Below are 17843 nucleotides of genomic sequence, written 5' to 3'. Positions count from 1 at the left end.
TGAACCGGAGCCTCCGCCGCCGTACAGAGCCTGTACGGAGATCGGCGGGAGATGCGGTAGGTTGGTGGTCGCTACTGGGGCCGCGAGGTTCCGTAGGGCAATAGCTCAATTGGTAGAGCACCGGTCTCCAAAACCGGCGGTTGGGGGTTCAAGTCCCTCTTGCCCTGCTGCTTGATCCGTACTCAGCCCGTTCGCTCCGCAGAGCGAGCGGGCTTGATGCGGAGAGGGCGCCGATCAGCACCGTTAGCCGGCCGCTCGTGCCCTTTTCGGGGTACGCAGTCGACGTCCGGCAGGACCCGGATTCAGGTGAGGACGAGTGACGGAGACCACGGGCTCCACCGCAACGCCTGAGAGCGGCAACCCCGAGGGGACCGACGGCGCTGCCGAGACCGCGCCCGCGGAGGGCGAGTCGCGCCGCAAGCGCTCTGGCGACAAGAAGTCCGGCAAGCGCGGCAAGAAGGGCGCCTTCGCCCGCCTCGCGCTGTTCTACCGGCAGATCATCGCCGAACTCCGCAAGGTCGTCTGGCCGACCCGCAACCAGCTGATGAGCTACACCAGCGTCGTCGTGGTGTTCGTCGTGGTCGTGATGGCCTTCGTCTGGGGCCTCGACTACGGCTTCTCCAAGGCCGCCCTCTGGATCTTCGGCTGACGCAGCCGTCCACCTTCGAAACAGCTTCCCCGACCCGGGCCGGTCCTCGGCCCGGGTCGAGCTGTCTGCGTCGGCGGGATGAGGCCGCTACCGTGGACTCGGTACTGTTGAAGTCTCCGAGGCGAACGTCCGGCGACCGCGTGAGCGGAGCGTCGCCGGTCCGTCGCGGAGCGCGCCACCTTCACCATCTCCAGGAAAGAAGCAGCCACCGTGTCTGAGTCCCCCCTGTACGACGCCGACGAGACCGTCCGCGAGGCGGATGTCGCCGCCGAGGACGCGGCCGAGCTGGCTGACGACGTCGAGACCGACGAGCAGCAGATCGTGGACGCCGTCGACGCCGACGAGGACGAGGCCGAGGCGCACGACGAGGCCGAGGCCGGGGAGTCGGCCGAGGAGGCCGCGCTGCACGTGGAGTCCGACGAGGCCGCCGAGGACGAGGCCGAGACCGAGGAGACCGTCGCCGAGGAGACCGCGGAGGAGCCGGCCGAGGAGGTCGACCCGGTCGCCAAGTTCCGCGAGGACCTGCGGTTCATGCCGGGCGAGTGGTACGTGATCCACACCTACGCCGGCTACGAGAACCGGGTGAAGCAGAACCTGGAGCAGCGCGCCGTCTCCCTCAACGTCGAGGAGTACATCTTCCAGGCCGAGGTGCCGCAGGAGGAGGTCGTCCAGATCAAGAACGGCGACCGCAAGACCATCCGCCAGAACAAGCTCCCCGGCTACGTCCTGGTGCGCATGGACCTCACCCCCGAGTCCTGGGGCGTCGTGCGCAACACCCCCGGTGTCACCGGCTTCGTCGGCAACGCCTACGACCCGTACCCGCTGACGCTGGACGAGGTCGTCAAGATGCTCGCCCCCGACGTCGAGCGCCAGGCGGCCAAGGAGGCCGGCAAGCCCTCGCCGGTCAAGCCCAGCGAGATCCAGGTGCTCGACTTCGAGGTCGGCGACTCGGTCACCGTCACCGACGGTCCGTTCGCCACCCTCCAGGCGACCATCAACGAGATCAACCCGGACTCGAAGAAGGTCAAGGGCCTGGTCGAGATCTTCGGCCGGGAGACCCCGGTCGAGCTCTCCTTCGACCAGATCCAGAAGAACTAGTCCCACACTCTTCGGATGCGGGGCGGGGGCCGAGGCCCCCGCCCCGCATCCGTTTTGGTCCAGCGACGCCGAGGCGTTAGCCTGGTCCGATGTGTGTGCTGGCGACCGGGTGTCGCCCCGGTTCCGCGCACACCAGCAATCACCTCTCGGAAGGACCCGGAGAGACATGCCTCCCAAGAAGAAGAAGGTCACGGGGCTTATCAAGCTCCAGATCAACGCCGGTGCGGCCAACCCGGCCCCGCCGGTCGGCCCCGCGCTGGGTCAGCACGGCGTCAACATCATGGAGTTCTGCAAGGCCTACAACGCTGCGACCGAGTCGCAGCGCGGCATGATCGTGCCGGTGGAGATCACGGTCTACGAGGACCGTTCCTTCACCTTCATCACGAAGACGCCGCCGGCCGCGCGCCTCATCCTGAAGGCCGCCGGTGTCGAGAAGGGCTCCAGCGAGCCGCACAAGACCAAGGTCGCGAAGCTCACCAGCGCCCAGGTCCGCGAGATCGCCACCACCAAGATGCCCGACCTGAACGCCAACGACCTGGACGCGGCGGAGAAGATCATCGCCGGCACCGCCCGGTCGATGGGCATCACCGTCGAGGGCTGATCACCCCTTCTCGTCCCCCGTGGTAGGGCCTGCGCTGGCCCGTGACTACCACAACTCCCATCACCATTCAGGAGCAGCTATGAAGCGCAGCAAGGCCCTGAAGGCCGCGGACGCCCAGGTCGACCGCGAGCGCCTTTACGCCCCCCTCGAGGCCATCCGCCTCGCCAAGGCGACCAGCACCAGCAAGTTCGACGGCACCGTCGAGGTCGCCATGCGTCTGGGTGTCGACCCGCGCAAGGCCGACCAGATGGTCCGCAGCACCGTGATCCTCCCGCACGGCACCGGTAAGACCGCTCGGGTCCTGGTCTTCGCGACCGGCGAGCGTGCCGAGGCCGCGCGTGCTGCGGGTGCCGACATCGTCGGTGCCGACGAGCTCATCGACGAGGTCGCCAAGGGCAAGCTGGACTTCGACGCCGTCGTCGCCACCCCGGACCTCATGGGCAAGGTCGGCCGCCTCGGCCGCGTGCTCGGTCCCCGTGGCCTGATGCCGAACCCGAAGACCGGCACCGTCACCCCCGATGTCGCCAAGGCTGTCAACGACATCAAGGGCGGCAAGATCGAGTTCCGCGTCGACAAGCACTCGAACCTGCACTTCATCATCGGTAAGGCCTCCTTCACCGACGAGCAGCTGGTCGAGAACTACGCCGCCGCGCTGGACGAGGTGCTCCGCGCCAAGCCGTCCGCCGCCAAGGGCCGCTACATCAAGAAGACCGCGTTCTCGACCACCATCGGCCCCGGCATCCAGGTGGACCCGAACCGCACCCGTAACCTCCTCGTCGAGGAGGACCCGGCCGCGGTCTGATCGCAGCCGTCGTCCGTACGGCGGGCCCGTACCCCCTTCGCCGGGGGTGCGGGCCCGCCGTCGTTTCCCGATCGATACCCCCGGTGGGGGGAACCGGGGCGCGGTCCGTCGTACGCTCGCCCGGTCCGCCCGCGTGCTCCCGTCCCGGGGCCGCCGCCGTCCGACCGCCGGAGAGTGCCGTGCCCGCCCTTCGCCCCGCCGCCAAGGGGGCGGCCCTGCTGCTGCTCGCCGCCGGCCTGACCGCGTGCAGCGTGCTGGCCGTGTCCGGCGACCGGACCCCGATCAGCGACCGCCCCACCGTGCGTCCGCCCCGGCAGGTGCTGCTGTCCGCCTCCCAGCGGCTGGACGACTCCGGCGGGGCCCGGGTGCAGGTGGTCCAGGAGGGGCCGGGCGGGCGGCGCAGCGCCGACGGCACGCTCACCTGGGGCGCCCGCGACGCGGCCGAGCTGACCGTCACCGACGAGCTGGGCACCGGGCGGCTGCACCGGCAGGACGGCGTGCTGGAGCTCGGCTACCCCGGGGCCGCGCCCAGGACAGCGGACCGGGACAAGGCGGAGTCACTGGATCCGCGGGCCTCCGCCGGGGCCGCCGGGACGGCCGGGGCGACCGGCTGGGCCGGCGGCTGGATCACCGGGCTGCTGTCCAACCCCGGCGGCCCGGCGCACACGATGGCGCTGGCCGGCCGGCTCACCCCGCTCGGCGGCGAGCAGCTGAACGGCGGGACGGTCGCGCACTACCGGGGCACCGCGTCGGTGGCGGACTACTTCGGCGCCGAGGAGGGGCTGAGCCCCGCGCGGCTGACCGAGGTGCTCGACTACTACGAGCGGAACGGGGTCGAGACGCTCGACTACGAGTTCTGGGTGGCGCCCGGTGACCGGCTGCAACGGGTGCGCTCCACCGTCCGCGGCACGGCCGGCGCGGTGGTGACCACCACGGACGTCACCGAGCCCGCCGAGCCCGCCGAGTCCGTCGCGCCGAGTCCGTAGGGCTCCCGTGGCGGGTCGTGCGGCCGAGTGGCGGGGGGTGCCACCGGGTCGCGTGAGCCCGGGTGGCAAGGTGGGCAGGAACGGACGTCCCGGCCCGAGCGGGAGTCCGGCCGGATCAGTGGCAGTTGGGGAGGCGCGGATGGCGGTGCGGCAGCGGCTGGCGGCGGTGGTCGCCGTCGCGGTGCTGGCGGCCGGCCCGGCCGGGTGCAGTTCGGCCGGCGGCCCGGAGCCGTCCGCCTCGCCGAGCGCGCCCGGCGAGGCGACGCCGACGCCGAGCAGCGCCTCGCCGACCTGGCCGGCCAAGCCGACCGACCGTTCGCCGCACGGGGTGCTGCTCTCCTCCCAGCTGGCCATGCAGACCGCCCGCCGCGCCAAGGTGAGCTACCGGCTGGGCGCGGACGCCGGCTCCGGGCCGCTGTTCTGGCAGCCGAAGACCGCGCTCCAGGTCAAACGTTCCACCCCGGCCGCCGCCGAGCAGCTGATCGTCGTGGACACCGTCGCCTACGAGGGCGGCGACGCGGCCACCGCGGCCAGGCTGGGCGGCAAGCACTGGGAGCGGTTCGCCGGTACGCCGGGCCCGGACGGGCACCGGGAGATCCCCTACGCCGGGCTGATCGACCTGATCAACCCGGTGGTGGCGCTGGCCGCCGCGACCGCCGACGGGATCACCGCCCAGTACGTCGGCGAGGAAAAGTTCGAGGACTCGACGGTCGAGCACTACCGGGTGGCCACCGACGCGGCCCGCTACGCGGCGGCGCAGACCCAGCTCGCCCCGGCCCGCCGGGACGGCCTGCGGGCCGCGCTGGCACCCGGCGGCTCGGCCTCGCTCACCCTGGACCTCTGGCTGAACGACAAGGACCAGCTGGTCCGGATGGAGCGGACCGGGACGGGGGACAGCGGCCGGCTGGACGACTCGGTGCTCTACTCCGAGCCCGGCGGCGCGCTCTCGGCGCAGGCCCCGGCGGAGGCGGACACCGTGGACACCGGCACCCGCAGCACCTCCCCGCTGGCCCGCTGATCCCGGCCCGCCGAGGCCGGCCCCTTGCCCCGGGTCGGGCCGCCGCCGGGGGCGATTTGCCCCGGACGGCGGCGTCCGGCTACTGTGGCGGAAGCCAAAGACCGCTGGTTGTCGCCGTGCGTCCGTGAGGAAGCTCGCGACCGAAGGATCTGCGCTTCACGCGCAGGCAGCCCGCGCAGGACTGTTTGGAGCTTTGACCTCCGGGTCGCGTGCCCCGCACGTGGATCCGTCGAGTTCACGCCGAGCCCCGTGCGCCTGCGCACCGGGGCTCATCTGCTTTTCCGCAGGGGGTTTCCTTCGTCCGGTGGTTCGAGGCGCGAATGGTCGACTCTTGCGGTCGGCCGGACTTCGACATCACGGAAGGAGGCGTAAGCCTATGGCTAGGCCCGACAAGGCTGCTGCCGTCGCCGAGATCACGGAGCTTTTCCGTGGCTCGAACGCGGCCGTGCTGACCGAGTACCGCGGTCTCACGGTGAAGCAGGTCAAGACCCTGCGTCGCTCCCTGGGTGACAACGCCCAGTACGCCGTGGTGAAGAACACGCTGACCAAGATCGCGGCCAATGAGGTCGGGATCACGGAGCTCGACGACCTGTTCGCCGGTCCGACGGCTGTCGCCTTCGTCACCGGTGACCCGGTGGAGTCGGCGAAGGCTCTGCGTGACTTCGCCAAGGAGAACCCCGCTCTCGTCATCAAGGGCGGTGTCCTTGACGGCAAGGCGCTGTCCGCCGACGAGATCAAGAAGCTCGCGGACCTCGAGTCCCGCGAGGTGCTGCTCGCCAAGCTGGCGGGTGCCCTGAAGGCCAAGCAGTCCCAGGCTGCCGCGCTCTTCCAGGCCCTGCCGTCGAAGCTCGTCCGCACTGTGGACGCGCTGCGCGACAAGGTCGAGCAGGGCGGTGCCGGTACGCCGGCTCCCGCCGCCGAGGAGACCGCGGCCGAGTAATCGGCCGGGGCCATGCCTCGCTGCGGGCCCGTACGCCCGCCAACCCGTACATCCGGCACCACCTGCCGATTTAGTGGAAGGACGCCAATCATGGCGAAGCTGACCCAGGACGAGCTGCTCGCGCAGTTCGAGGAGCTCACCCTCATCGAGCTGGCCGCCTTCGTGAAGGCCTTCGAGGAGAAGTTCGACGTCACCGCTGCCGCTCCGGTCGCCGTTGCCGCCGTTGGTGGCCCGGCCGCCGCCGAGGCCGCTGCCGAGGAGCAGGACGAGTTCGACGTCATCCTCGAGGGTGCGGGCGACAAGAAGATCCAGGTCATCAAGGAGGTGCGCACCCTGACCTCCCTCGGCCTGAAGGAGGCCAAGGACCTCGTTGACACCGCCGGTGCCAAGGTCCTGGAGAAGGTTGCCAAGGACGTTGCCGAGAAGGCCAAGGCCGCCCTCGAGGCCGCCGGCGCCAAGGTCACCGTCAAGTGACTTCTCGCCCCCTCTGAGGGGGCCGCGGGCCGGGCCGATCACCCTTGTGGTGGTCGGCCCGGCCTTTTGTGTTCTCCGGCCCCGGCGGCCCCGTTCCCGGGCCCCGGAGGCCGCCTCGTCCGTGGACACACCGGTGTGGCCGAACGCTCACTCGGCACTGTCGGTGCGGGCGGGTATGGTGATCGCTGTCATCGGGTGAGGCCCCGACCACGGCTTCTGTAACGCCGGGGTGGTCCGGCGCGATGAAGGGGTCGAGGCCCGCGCCGGAGGCGGGCCCTTGACGAACCCGGCAGGGCGCGCGATTCTCGAGGCGCGAGTCGGCCCGGTTGGTCCCCCGTCGGATGCATAACCGGCGGCTCCGGCGGGAAGTGACTCCACGTGAGTCGTGGGGCCCGGCAAGTCCGGGCCGGTGCAGTACCCGGCGGGCGTTCGCGCCCGACGGCTACCGGGAGGAGTCTCCGATTCGGTCTCCGAATCAGAGCTGGACAGCAGTGTCGCCTTTGGCTACACTGTCCCTTTGCGCTGCCTGTTAGCTGCTCCGTGACTCGTCGCCCGGAGTTTGCGTTGCCCCGAAGGGGTCTGGCACCAACTCCGCAAAGCGGCTCTGACCTGGGGTTTCGACCTCGGCAGAGGCCAGTGGCGAGGGAGGTGGGACCAAGCCCGTGAAGGCCCGGCTGGTACGCGCGTAGTGAGCTCCGAGCCCTCGGAAGGACCCCCCTCTTGGCCGCGCCGCGCAACGCCTCGAACAATTCCGCCGCATCCACCGCCCCGCTCCGCGTCTCCTTCGCGAAGATCAAGGAGCCCCTCGAGGTCCCGAACCTCCTGGCCCTGCAGACCGAGAGCTTTGACTGGCTGCTCGGCAACGCGGCCTGGAAGACCCGGGTCGAGCAGGCGCTGGAGAACGGTCTGGACGTTCCCACCAAGTCCGGTCTGGAGGAGATCTTCGAGGAGATCTCACCGATCGAGGACTTCAGCGGGTCGATGTCCCTGACCTTCCGCGACCACCGTTTCGAGCCGCCGAAGAACTCCATTGACGAGTGCAAGGACCGCGACTTCACGTTCGCCGCCCCGCTCTTCGTCACGGCCGAGTTCACCAACAACGAGACCGGTGAGATCAAGTCTCAGACGGTCTTCATGGGCGATTTCCCGCTCATGACCCACAAGGGCACGTTCGTGATCAACGGCACCGAGCGTGTCGTCGTGTCGCAGCTCGTCCGCTCCCCGGGCGTGTACTTCGACTCCACCCTGGACAAGGTGTCCGACAAGGACATCTACTCCTGCAAGGTCATCCCCTCGCGTGGTGCCTGGCTGGAGATGGAGATCGACAAGCGCGACATGGTCGGCGTTCGCATCGACCGCAAGCGCAAGCAGTCGGTCACCGTGCTGCTCAAGGCGCTCGGCTGGACCAACGAGATGATTCTCGAGGAGTTCGGCGAGTACGAGTCGATGCGCGCCACCCTGGAGAAGGACCACACCCAGGGCCAGGACGACGCGCTGCTGGACATCTACCGCAAGCTGCGTCCGGGCGAGCCGCCGACGCGCGAGGCCGCGCAGACGCTGCTGGAGAACCTGTACTTCAACCCGAAGCGCTACGACCTCGCCAAGGTCGGCCGCTACAAGGTGAACCGCAAGCTCGGCAACGCCGAGTCGCTGGACTCCGGTGTGCTCACCGAGCCCGACATCATCAACGCGATCAAGTACCTGGTCAAGCTGCACGCCGGCGAGGTCGACTGGCGTGACGAGACCGGCCGCGACATCGTGGTCGAGGTCGACGACATCGACCACTTCGGCAACCGCCGCCTGCGCAACGTGGGCGAGCTCATCCAGAACCAGGTCCGTACGGGTCTCGCCCGTATGGAGCGCGTCGTGCGCGAGCGCATGACCACCCAGGACGTCGAGGCGATCACGCCGCAGACCCTGATCAACATCCGGCCGGTCGTCGCCTCCATCAAGGAGTTCTTCGGCACCAGCCAGCTGTCGCAGTTCATGGACCAGACGAACCCGCTGTCGGGCCTGACCCACAAGCGCCGTCTGTCCGCCCTCGGCCCCGGCGGTCTCTCCCGTGAGCGCGCCGGCTTCGAGGTCCGTGACGTGCACCCCTCGCACTACGGCCGCATGTGTCCGATCGAGACCCCGGAAGGCCCGAACATCGGTCTGATCGGGTCGCTGGCCTCGTACGGCCGGGTCAACGCCTTCGGCTTCATCGAGACCCCGTACCGCAAGGTCGTCGAGGGCGTGGTCACCGAGCAGGTCGACTACCTGACCGCCGACGAGGAGGACCGCTACGTCATCGCCCAGGCGAACGCCCCGCTGACCGCGGACCTGCACTTCGCCGAGCCCCGCGTCCTGGTCCGCCGCCGTGGCGGCGAGATCGACTACATCCCGGGCACCGAGATCGACTACATGGACGTCTCGCCGCGCCAGATGGTGTCGGTCGCGACCGCCATGATCCCGTTCCTCGAGCACGACGACGCCAACCGCGCGCTCATGGGCTCGAACATGATGCGCCAGGCGGTGCCGCTGCTGAAGAGCGAGGCCCCGCTGGTCGGCACCGGCATGGAGTACCGCTGCGCCGTCGACGCCGCGGACGTCATCACCGCCGAGAAGCCGGGTGTCGTCCAGGAGGTCTCGGCCGACTACGTCACCGTGGCCAACGACGACGGCACGTACACCACGTACCGCGCCGCCAAGTTCACCCGCTCCAACCAGGGCACCGCCTTCAACCAGAAGGTGCTCGTGGACGAGGGCACCCGGGTGGAGGTCAACCAGGTGCTGGCCGACGGCCCCTGCACCGACGAGGGCGAGATGGCCCTCGGCAAGAACCTCCTCGTGGCGTTCATGTCGTGGGAGGGTCACAACTACGAGGACGCGATCATCCTGTCGCAGCGCCTCGTCCAGGACGACGTCCTCTCCTCGATCCACATCGAGGAGCACGAGGTCGACGCCCGTGACACCAAGCTCGGCCCCGAGGAGATCACCCGGGACATCCCGAACGTCTCCGAGGAGGTCCTCGCCGACCTCGACGAGCGCGGCATCATCCGCATCGGCGCCGACGTCGTCACCGGCGACATCCTGGTCGGCAAGGTCACCCCGAAGGGTGAGACCGAGCTGACCCCGGAGGAGCGCCTGCTCCGCGCGATCTTCGGCGAGAAGGCCCGTGAGGTCCGCGACACCTCGCTGAAGGTCCCGCACGGTGAGTCCGGCAAGGTCATCGGCGTGCGCGTGTTCGACCGCGAGGAGGGCGACGAGCTTCCCCCGGGTGTCAACCAGCTGGTCCGCGTCTACGTGGCCCAGAAGCGCAAGATCACCAACGGTGACAAGCTCGCCGGCCGTCACGGCAACAAGGGCGTCATCTCCAAGATCCTGCCGGTCGAGGACATGCCGTTCCTGGAGGACGGCACCCCGGTCGACATCATCCTCAACCCGCTGGGTGTCCCGTCCCGAATGAACCCGGGACAGGTCCTGGAGATCCACCTCGGCTGGCTCTCCAAGCAGGGCTGGGACGTCTCCGGCCTCGCCGACGAGTGGGCCAAGCGCCTGCAGGCGATCGGCGCCGACAAGGTCGAGGGCGGCACCAACCTCGCCACCCCGGTGTTCGACGGCGCCCGCGAGGACGAGATCACCGGTCTGCTCGACCACACCACCCTCACCCGTGACGGTGAGCGCCTGGTGAACTCCACCGGCAAGGCGCGGCTGTTCGACGGCCGCTCCGGCGAGCCGTTCCCGATGCCCGTCTCGGTCGGCTACATGTACATCCTCAAGCTGCACCACCTGGTCGACGACAAGCTGCACGCCCGCTCGACCGGCCCGTACTCGATGATCACCCAGCAGCCGCTCGGTGGTAAGGCGCAGTTCGGTGGTCAGCGCTTCGGTGAGATGGAGGTGTGGGCCCTTGAGGCATACGGCGCCGCGTACGCGCTGCAGGAGCTGCTCACCATCAAGTCCGACGACGTCCTCGGCCGCGTGAAGGTCTACGAGGCCATCGTCAAGGGCGAGAACATCCCCGAGCCCGGCATTCCCGAGTCCTTCAAGGTCCTCATCAAGGAAATGCAGTCGCTCTGCCTCAACGTGGAGGTGCTGTCCTCGGACGGCCAGTCCATCGAGATGCGGGACTCCGACGAGGACGTCTTCCGCGCCGCCGAGGAGCTCGGCATCGACCTGTCCCGGCGCGAGCCGAGCAGCGTCGAAGAGGTCTGACGGAGGTCGGGCCGGCCCGGTAGCCCCGGGCCGGCCCGCCCCCAGGCCCCCCTCAGACCACACGAACGACTCTCGACTTACGAAAGAGGGCTTGACGACCAGTGCTTGACGTCAACTTCTTCGACGAGCTCCGCATCGGCCTGGCCACCGCCGACGACATCCGCCAGTGGTCCCACGGCGAGGTCAAGAAGCCGGAGACCATCAACTACCGCACCCTGAAGCCCGAAAAGGACGGCCTCTTCTGCGAGAAGATCTTCGGCCCCACCCGGGACTGGGAGTGCTACTGCGGTAAGTACAAGCGCGTCCGCTTCAAGGGCATCATCTGCGAGCGCTGCGGCGTCGAGGTGACCCGCGCCAAGGTGCGTCGTGAGCGGATGGGCCACATCGAGCTGGCCGCCCCGGTCACCCACATCTGGTACTTCAAGGGTGTGCCGTCCCGCCTCGGTTACCTGCTCGACCTGGCGCCGAAGGACCTCGAGAAGGTCATCTACTTCGCCGCCTACATGATCACCTGGGTCGACGACGAGCGCCGCCAGCGCGACCTGCCGTCCCTGGAGGCGCACGTCTCGGTCGAGCGCCAGCAGATCGAGAACCGCCGCGACTCCGACCTCGAGGCCCGTGCCAAGAAGGCCGAGACCGACCTGGCCGAGCTGGAGGCCGAGGGCGCCAAGGCCGACGTGCGCCGCAAGGTGCGCGAGGGTGCCGAGCGCGAGATGAAGCAGCTGCGCGACCGCGCGCAGCGCGAGCTCGACCGCCTCGACGAGGTGTGGGCCCGCTTCAAGAACCTCAAGGTCCAGGACCTCGAGGGCGACGAGCTGCTCTACCGCGAGCTGCGCGACCGCTTCGGCACCTACTTCTCCGGCTCGATGGGCGCGGCGGCCCTCAAGGACCGCCTGGAGACCTTCGACCTGGCGGAGGAGTCCGAGCGCCTGCGCGAGATCATCCGCACCGGCAAGGGCCAGAAGAAGACCCGTGCGCTGAAGCGCCTCAAGGTCGTCTCCGCGTTCCTGCAGACCACCAACAAGCCCAACGGCATGGTGCTGGACTGCGTCCCGGTCATCCCGCCGGACCTGCGTCCGATGGTGCAGCTGGACGGTGGCCGCTTCGCGACCTCCGACCTGAACGACCTGTACCGCCGTGTCATCAACCGCAACAACCGCCTGAAGCGGCTTCTCGACCTCGGCGCGCCCGAGATCATCGTGAACAACGAGAAGCGCATGCTCCAGGAGGCCGTCGACGCGCTGTTCGACAACGGCCGCCGCGGCCGTCCGGTCACCGGCCCGGGCAACCGCCCGCTGAAGTCCCTGAGCGACATGCTCAAGGGCAAGCAGGGTCGTTTCCGTCAGAACCTGCTCGGCAAGCGCGTCGACTACTCGGCCCGTTCGGTCATCGTCGTCGGCCCGCAGCTCAAGCTGCACCAGTGCGGTCTGCCCAAGGCCATGGCGCTGGAGCTCTTCAAGCCGTTCGTGATGAAGCGCCTGGTCGACCTGAACCACGCGCAGAACATCAAGTCGGCCAAGCGCATGGTCGAGCGCGCCCGTCCGGTCGTGTGGGACGTCCTCGAAGAGGTCATCGCCGAGCACCCGGTCCTGCTGAACCGTGCGCCCACCCTGCACCGCCTCGGCATCCAGGCCTTCGAGCCGCAGCTGGTCGAGGGCAAGGCCATCCAGATCCACCCGCTCGTCTGCACCGCGTTCAACGCGGACTTCGACGGTGACCAGATGGCCGTCCACCTGCCGCTCTCCGCGGAGGCGCAGGCCGAGGCCCGCATCCTGATGCTGTCCTCGAACAACATCCTGAAGCCGGCCGACGGTCGCCCCGTCACCATGCCGACCCAGGACATGGTGCTCGGTCTGTTCTTCCTGACCTCGGACCGCGACAACGTGAAGGGCGCCGGCCGCACCTTCTCGTCGACCGCCGAGGCGATCATGGCCTTCGACGCCCGCGAGCTGGACGTCCAGGCCCCGATCGAGCTGCGCCTGCCCATCGGCACCGTCCCGCCCCGTGGCTGGACCCCGCCGCTGGACGAGGACGGCCAGTCGAACTGGTTCGAGGGCGAGTCCTTCCGCCTGCGCACCACCCTGGGCCGCGCGCTCTTCAACGAGCTGCTGCCCGAGGACTACCCGTTCGTCGACTACGAGGTGGGCAAGAAGCAGCTCTCCGCGATCGTCAACGACCTGGCCGAGCGCTACCCCAAGGTCACCGTCGCGGCGACCCTGGACAACCTGAAGGCGGCCGGCTTCCACTGGTCGACCCGTTCGGGTGTCACCGTCTCGATCTCGGACGTCATCGTCCCGCCGAGCAAGCCCCAGATCCTCGAGGGCTTCGAGGCGAAGGCGGAGAAGGTCCAGAAGCAGTACGAGCGCGGTCTGATCACCAACGACGAGCGCAAGCAGGAGCTCGTCGGCATCTGGACCCAGGCGACCAACGAGGTCGCGGACGCCATGTCCGCGAACTTCCCGAAGACCAACCCGATCTTCATGATGGTCGACTCGGGCGCCCGTGGAAACATGATGCAGATGCGCCAGATCGCCGGTATGCGTGGTCTGGTGTCCAACGCGAAGAACGAGACCATCCCGCGACCCATCAAGGCGTCGTTCCGTGAGGGTCTCTCCGTGCTGGAGTACTTCATCTCCACCCACGGTGCCCGTAAGGGTCTCGCGGACACCGCTCTGCGTACCGCCGACTCCGGTTACCTCACCCGTCGTCTGGTCGACGTCTCCCAGGACGTCATCATTCGCGAGGAGGACTGCGGCACCGAGCGCGGCCTGAAGCTGGCGATCGGCTCCGTGGGCGCCGACGGCGTGCTGCGCAAGGCCGACGACGTCGAGACCAGCGTCTACGCCCGCATGCTCGCCGAGGACATCACCGTCGACGGCAAGCTGCTGGCCACGGCCAACACCGACCTCGGTGACGTGCTGATCGACGAGCTGATCCGCCACGGCATCAGCGAGGTCAAGACCCGCTCGATCCTGACCTGTGAGTCGGCCGTCGGCACCTGTGCCTTCTGCTACGGCCGCTCGCTGGCCACCGGCAAGCTGGTCGACATCGGTGAGGCGGTCGGCATCATCGCCGCCCAGTCCATCGGTGAGCCCGGTACCCAGCTGACCATGCGTACCTTCCACACCGGTGGTGTGGCCGGTGACGACATCACCCAGGGTCTGCCGCGTGTCGTCGAGCTCTTCGAGGCCCGTACCCCCAAGGGTGTGGCCCCGATCTCGGAGGCCCAGGGCCGGGTCCGCATCGAGGACACCGAGAAGACCCGCAAGCTGGTCGTCACCCCGGACGACGGCACCGACGAGATCGCCTACCCGGTCTCCAAGCGTGTCAAGCTCCTGGTGAGCGAGGGCGAGGCGGTCGAGGTCGGCCAGAAGCTGACCATGGGTGCCACCAACCCGCACGACGTCCTGCGCATCATGGGCCAGCGCGCCGTCCAGATCCACCTGGTCGCCGAGGTCCAGAAGGTCTACAACTCGCAGGGCGTGTCGATCCACGACAAGCACATCGAGATCATCATCCGGCAGATGCTCCGCCGCGTGACGATCATCGAGTCGGGCGACGCCGAGCTGCTCCCGGGCGAGCTCGTCGAGCGCGGCCGCTTCGAGCAGGAGAACCGTCGCGTGGTCTCCGAGGGCGGTCACCCCGCCTCCGGCCGTCCGCAGCTGATGGGTATCACCAAGGCCTCGCTGGCCACCGAGTCCTGGCTGTCGGCCGCCTCCTTCCAGGAGACGACCCGGGTCCTCACCGACGCGGCGATCCACGCCAAGTCGGACCCGCTGCTGGGCCTCAAGGAGAACGTCATCCTCGGTAAGCTCATCCCGGCCGGTACGGGTCTGCCCCGCTACCGCAACATCCGGGTCGAGCCGACCGAGGAGGCCAAGGCCGCCATGTACTCGGCCGTCGGCTACGACGACTACGACCTGTCGCCCTTCGGCGCCGGCTCCGGCCAGGCGGTCCCGCTGGACGACTACGACTACGGCCCGTACACCGGCTGAGTCGAAGGTTGCTGATCGCTGGGCGGTCACCCCGTGCGGGGTGGCCGCCCAGCGGCGTTCCCGGGGGCGGGCGGAAGGCGATTTGGGGTTCTGGGCCGAAGTCGCGTAGAGTCAGGTTCACCGACGCGGGGTGGAGCAGCTCGGTAGCTCGCTGGGCTCATAACCCAGAGGTCGCAGGTTCAAATCCTGTCCCCGCTACTGCATCGAAGGGCCCGGAGGCTTCAAGCCTCCGGGCCCTTCGGCGTTCCCGGGGTCCGTCGTGCGGGGGAGGGCGGGAAACCGCTCCGGCGGGGGAGGCCGGGGAGGGGGAGGGCGGGACAGGCTCGGGGCGTCGGATTGCGGCGCGGACGGGCGGAGGAACACGGGGATGGCTGTGCGACGGGTGCTGGGAGCGGTGGCGATCACCGGGGCGGTGGGGCTCGGTTCGGCGGGGTACCTGTGGGAGGCGGGGTACCTGGGGCCGGGGGACGGGCCCGAGCGGCTGACGGTGTCCTACGGGGTGTCCGAGCCGGTGCGGGAGCTGGTGGTCGAGGGGCTGACCGGCGGCATCGAGGTCCTCGCCGGGGACGCGGTGCGGGTGGTGGAGCAGCAGTCCTTCCGCGGTGATCCGCCGCGGACCCGGCACGAGGTGAGCGACGGCACGCTGCGGCTGACGTACGACTGCTCGGACTGCGGGGTCGGCTACCGGGTGACCGTCCCGGCCGGGACGAAGGTCCGGCTGAGCAGCGGGACCGGCGGGATCCGGCTGGCCGGGCTGGCGGGGGAGGTGCGGGCGGAGGCCGGTACCGGCGGGGTGACGGCGAGCGGGCTGACCTCGTCGGCGGTGCGGGTGAGCGTGGCGACCGGCGGCATCGACCTGGGCTTCGCGACGAGCCCGACCACCGTGGAGGCGCGGGCGGACACCGGCGGGGTGCGGGTCGCGGTGCCCGGCGGGGAGGAGCCGTACGCGGTGGACGCCGGGGCGGACACCGGTGGGGTCGAGGTGACGGTGCCGCGCCGGGCCGGTGCGCCGCGCAGCATCACGGCGCACACCGGGGCCGGGGGCGTGGCGGTCACGGGTGGCTGAGGCCGGCGCGGGCCGGGAGGTGCCCACCGTGCTGCCGGTCGGGCATGATCTTCTCCGCGGGGGCGGCTTCCCCCGGTACGGGGGAGGGATCATGGCCGGACGGGTGGCGGCGCGGTGGCGGGCACGGATGGCGGGGGTCGACCCGTACGTGCTGGACGGCCTGCTGGCGGCGGCCTCGGCGGCGGTCTCGCTCTGGTCGGTGTACCAGGACGTCACCGCCAGGCCCTGGTGGGTCTATCTGCTGGCGCTGGGAACGGCCCTGCCGCTGCCCTGGCGGCGGCGCGCGCCGGTCACCGTGATGGTGGTCAGCGGCGCGGTGTCGGCGGTGCTCTCGGTGGTCGCCCACTCGGCGATGCCGCAGCTGCCGCTGTTCGTCGTGGTCACCCTGTACACGGTGGCCGACCGGGCCGGGGAGTGGCAGCGCTGGAGCGTGCTGGCGGTGACCGTGACCGCCAACGTGGTGGGGACCCACTCGCCGAACGGTGCGCTGTTCTCGCTGATCACCACGGTCGGCGCGTTCGTCTTCGGCTGCCTGGTGCGGGAGCTGCGCCGGCTGGCGGCGGTGGAGGCGGAGCGGGCCCGGGAGGCCGGCCGTCGCGCGGCCAGCGACGCGGCCCGGGCGGTCGCCGAGGAACGGGCCCGGATCGCCCGGGAGATGCACGACATCCTGGCGCACGCCGTCTCGCTGATGGTGATCCAGGCGGAGGCGGGGCCGCTGGTGGTGCGCGGCGACCCGGACCGGGCGGTCAAGGCGTTCGACACCATCGCCGACTCCGGGCGGGACGCGATGGCCCAGCTGCGGCGCCTGCTGGGGGTGCTCAAGGAGGAGGGCAGCGGGCCGGAGCTGGCGCCGCAGCCCCGGCTGGCCGAGCTGCCGGCGCTCGCCGAGCGGGTGCGCCGGACCGGGGTGCGGGTCGAGCTGGAGGTGGACGAGCGGGCCGGGCCGCTGCCCGCCGACATCGAGGCGGCCGGCTACCGGATCGTGCAGGAGGCGCTGACCAACACGGTCAAGCACGCGGAGGCGAGCCGGATCTCGGTCCGGGTGGTCCGCGAGGGCGGGGAGCTGGCGGTGCTGGTGTCCGACGACGGCCGCGGGGCGCGGCGGCGGCCGGGCGGGCCGGCCCCCGCGGGGAGCGGCCTCTCCGGCGGCCGCGGGCTGGTCGGCATCCGGGAGCGCGCGGCGGCCTGCGGCGGCCGGGCCGAGGCCGGTCCCGGGCCGCGGGGGCGGGGATTCCTGGTGAGCGCCCGGCTGCCGCTGGGCACGGAACGGAGGGTGGCGTCATGACGCCGATCCGGGTGGTCGTCGCGGACGACCAGGAGCTGGTGCGCGTCGGGTTCGGGATGATCCTGGACGCGCAGCCGGACATCGAGGTGGTCGCCGAGGCGGCGAACGGCGCGGAGGCCGTCGAGGCGGTCCGGGTGCACGGGCCGGACGTGCTGCTGCTGGACGTCCGGATGCCGGTGATGGACGGCCTGGAGGCGGCCCGCCGGGTCTGCGCCGAGTACCCCGGCACCAGGGTGATCATGCTGACCACCTTCGACGCCGACGACTACGTGTTCGACGCGCTGTACGCGGGGGCGAGCGGCTTCCTGCTCAAGGACGTCCGCCGCGACGACCTGGCGCACGGGGTGCGGATGGTGGCCTCCGGTGAGGCGCTGCTGGCGCCGTCGGTGACCCGCCGGCTGATCGGTGAGTTCGCCGCCCGCCGGCCGGGCTCCGCCGAGCGGGCGGTGCGGGCGCCGTCGCGGCTGCTGGAGCAGCTGTCCCCGCGCGAGCGGGAGACCCTGGTCCTGCTGGCGCGCGGGCTGTCCAACGCGGAGATCGCCGCCGCGCTGGTGGTCAGCGAGCACACCGTGAAGACCCATGTCAGCAATGTGCTCGCCAAGTTGGGGCTGCGCGACCGGGTGCACGCGGTGGTCTTCGCGTACGAGGCGGGCGCGGTGGTGGCGGGGGAGGGCTGAACCGTCTCCCCCGCGCGGGGGAGCGGCCGGGTTCGCCGGTGCGGGTGATCCCCGA

The 17843-nt window shown here is 70.3% G+C and carries 13 protein-coding genes and 2 tRNA genes; all 15 read left to right on the top strand.

Going from position 1 to position 17843, the window contains the following annotated elements:
- Nucleotides 1-94: 94 nt before the first annotated feature.
- Nucleotides 95-167: transfer RNA gene (locus ACFVUH_RS06650), tRNA-Trp, on the top strand.
- A gap of 149 nt (nt 168-316) precedes the next feature.
- A complete protein-coding gene (gene secE, locus ACFVUH_RS06645; RefSeq protein ID WP_355358249.1) occupies nt 317-649 on the top strand; it encodes a preprotein translocase subunit SecE in 333 nt (110 codons plus the stop codon).
- Between the two features lie 210 nt (nt 650-859).
- Complete coding sequence (gene nusG / locus ACFVUH_RS06640) at nt 860-1747, top strand: transcription termination/antitermination protein NusG (RefSeq protein ID WP_387911577.1); 888 nt, start codon at nt 860-862, stop codon at nt 1745-1747.
- A gap of 166 nt (nt 1748-1913) precedes the next feature.
- Nucleotides 1914-2348 (top strand): 50S ribosomal protein L11, encoded by a 435-nt coding sequence (gene rplK / locus ACFVUH_RS06635; protein WP_153461023.1) that lies wholly within the window; start codon nt 1914-1916, stop codon nt 2346-2348.
- Between the two features lie 79 nt (nt 2349-2427).
- On the top strand, nt 2428-3150 hold the full coding sequence (gene rplA / locus ACFVUH_RS06630; protein ID WP_355358252.1) for a 50S ribosomal protein L1: 723 nt from the start codon (nt 2428-2430) through the stop codon (nt 3148-3150).
- Nucleotides 3151-3329: 179 nt separating this feature from the next.
- Nucleotides 3330-4136, top strand: coding sequence for a hypothetical protein (locus ACFVUH_RS06625; protein ID WP_387911575.1), 807 nt, complete (start codon nt 3330-3332; stop codon nt 4134-4136).
- A gap of 139 nt (nt 4137-4275) precedes the next feature.
- Nucleotides 4276-5154 (top strand): hypothetical protein, encoded by an 879-nt coding sequence (locus tag ACFVUH_RS06620; protein ID WP_387911574.1) that lies wholly within the window; start codon nt 4276-4278, stop codon nt 5152-5154.
- Between the two features lie 376 nt (nt 5155-5530).
- On the top strand, nt 5531-6094 hold the full coding sequence (gene rplJ / locus ACFVUH_RS06615; protein ID WP_344342466.1) for a 50S ribosomal protein L10: 564 nt from the start codon (nt 5531-5533) through the stop codon (nt 6092-6094).
- Between the two features lie 90 nt (nt 6095-6184).
- The gene (rplL, locus tag ACFVUH_RS06610) at nt 6185-6568 is read left to right on the top strand and encodes a 50S ribosomal protein L7/L12 (RefSeq protein ID WP_387911572.1); all 384 of its coding nucleotides are present in this window, start codon (nt 6185-6187) and stop codon (nt 6566-6568) included.
- A 720-nt stretch (nt 6569-7288) separates the two neighbouring features.
- Nucleotides 7289-10765, top strand: a complete 3477-nt coding sequence (rpoB, locus tag ACFVUH_RS06605; protein ID WP_355358265.1) for a DNA-directed RNA polymerase subunit beta — start codon at nt 7289-7291, stop codon at nt 10763-10765.
- A gap of 101 nt (nt 10766-10866) precedes the next feature.
- Nucleotides 10867-14760, top strand: a complete 3894-nt coding sequence (locus tag ACFVUH_RS06600) for a DNA-directed RNA polymerase subunit beta' (RefSeq protein WP_355358268.1) — start codon at nt 10867-10869, stop codon at nt 14758-14760.
- 124 nt (nt 14761-14884) lie between these two features.
- A tRNA-Met gene (locus ACFVUH_RS06595) sits at nt 14885-14958 on the top strand.
- A 169-nt stretch (nt 14959-15127) separates the two neighbouring features.
- Nucleotides 15128-15826, top strand: a complete 699-nt coding sequence (locus ACFVUH_RS06590) for a hypothetical protein (RefSeq protein ID WP_387911570.1) — start codon at nt 15128-15130, stop codon at nt 15824-15826.
- A gap of 91 nt (nt 15827-15917) precedes the next feature.
- Nucleotides 15918-17111 (top strand): histidine kinase, encoded by a 1194-nt coding sequence (locus ACFVUH_RS06585; RefSeq protein WP_355358274.1) that lies wholly within the window; start codon nt 15918-15920, stop codon nt 17109-17111.
- Nucleotides 17108-17788 (top strand): response regulator transcription factor, encoded by a 681-nt coding sequence (locus tag ACFVUH_RS06580; protein WP_355358277.1) that lies wholly within the window; start codon nt 17108-17110, stop codon nt 17786-17788. Before ACFVUH_RS06585 ends, ACFVUH_RS06580 begins: the two co-directional genes overlap by 4 nt.
- The last annotated feature ends 55 nt before the right edge of the window (nt 17789-17843 follow it).

The sequence above is a fragment of the Kitasatospora sp. NPDC058032 genome (assembly GCF_042885845.1).
GTDB lineage: Bacteria > Actinomycetota > Actinomycetes > Streptomycetales > Streptomycetaceae > Kitasatospora.
The sequence above is the reverse complement of the archived record's forward strand: the minus strand, read 5'-3'. Positions and strand labels throughout refer to the sequence as shown.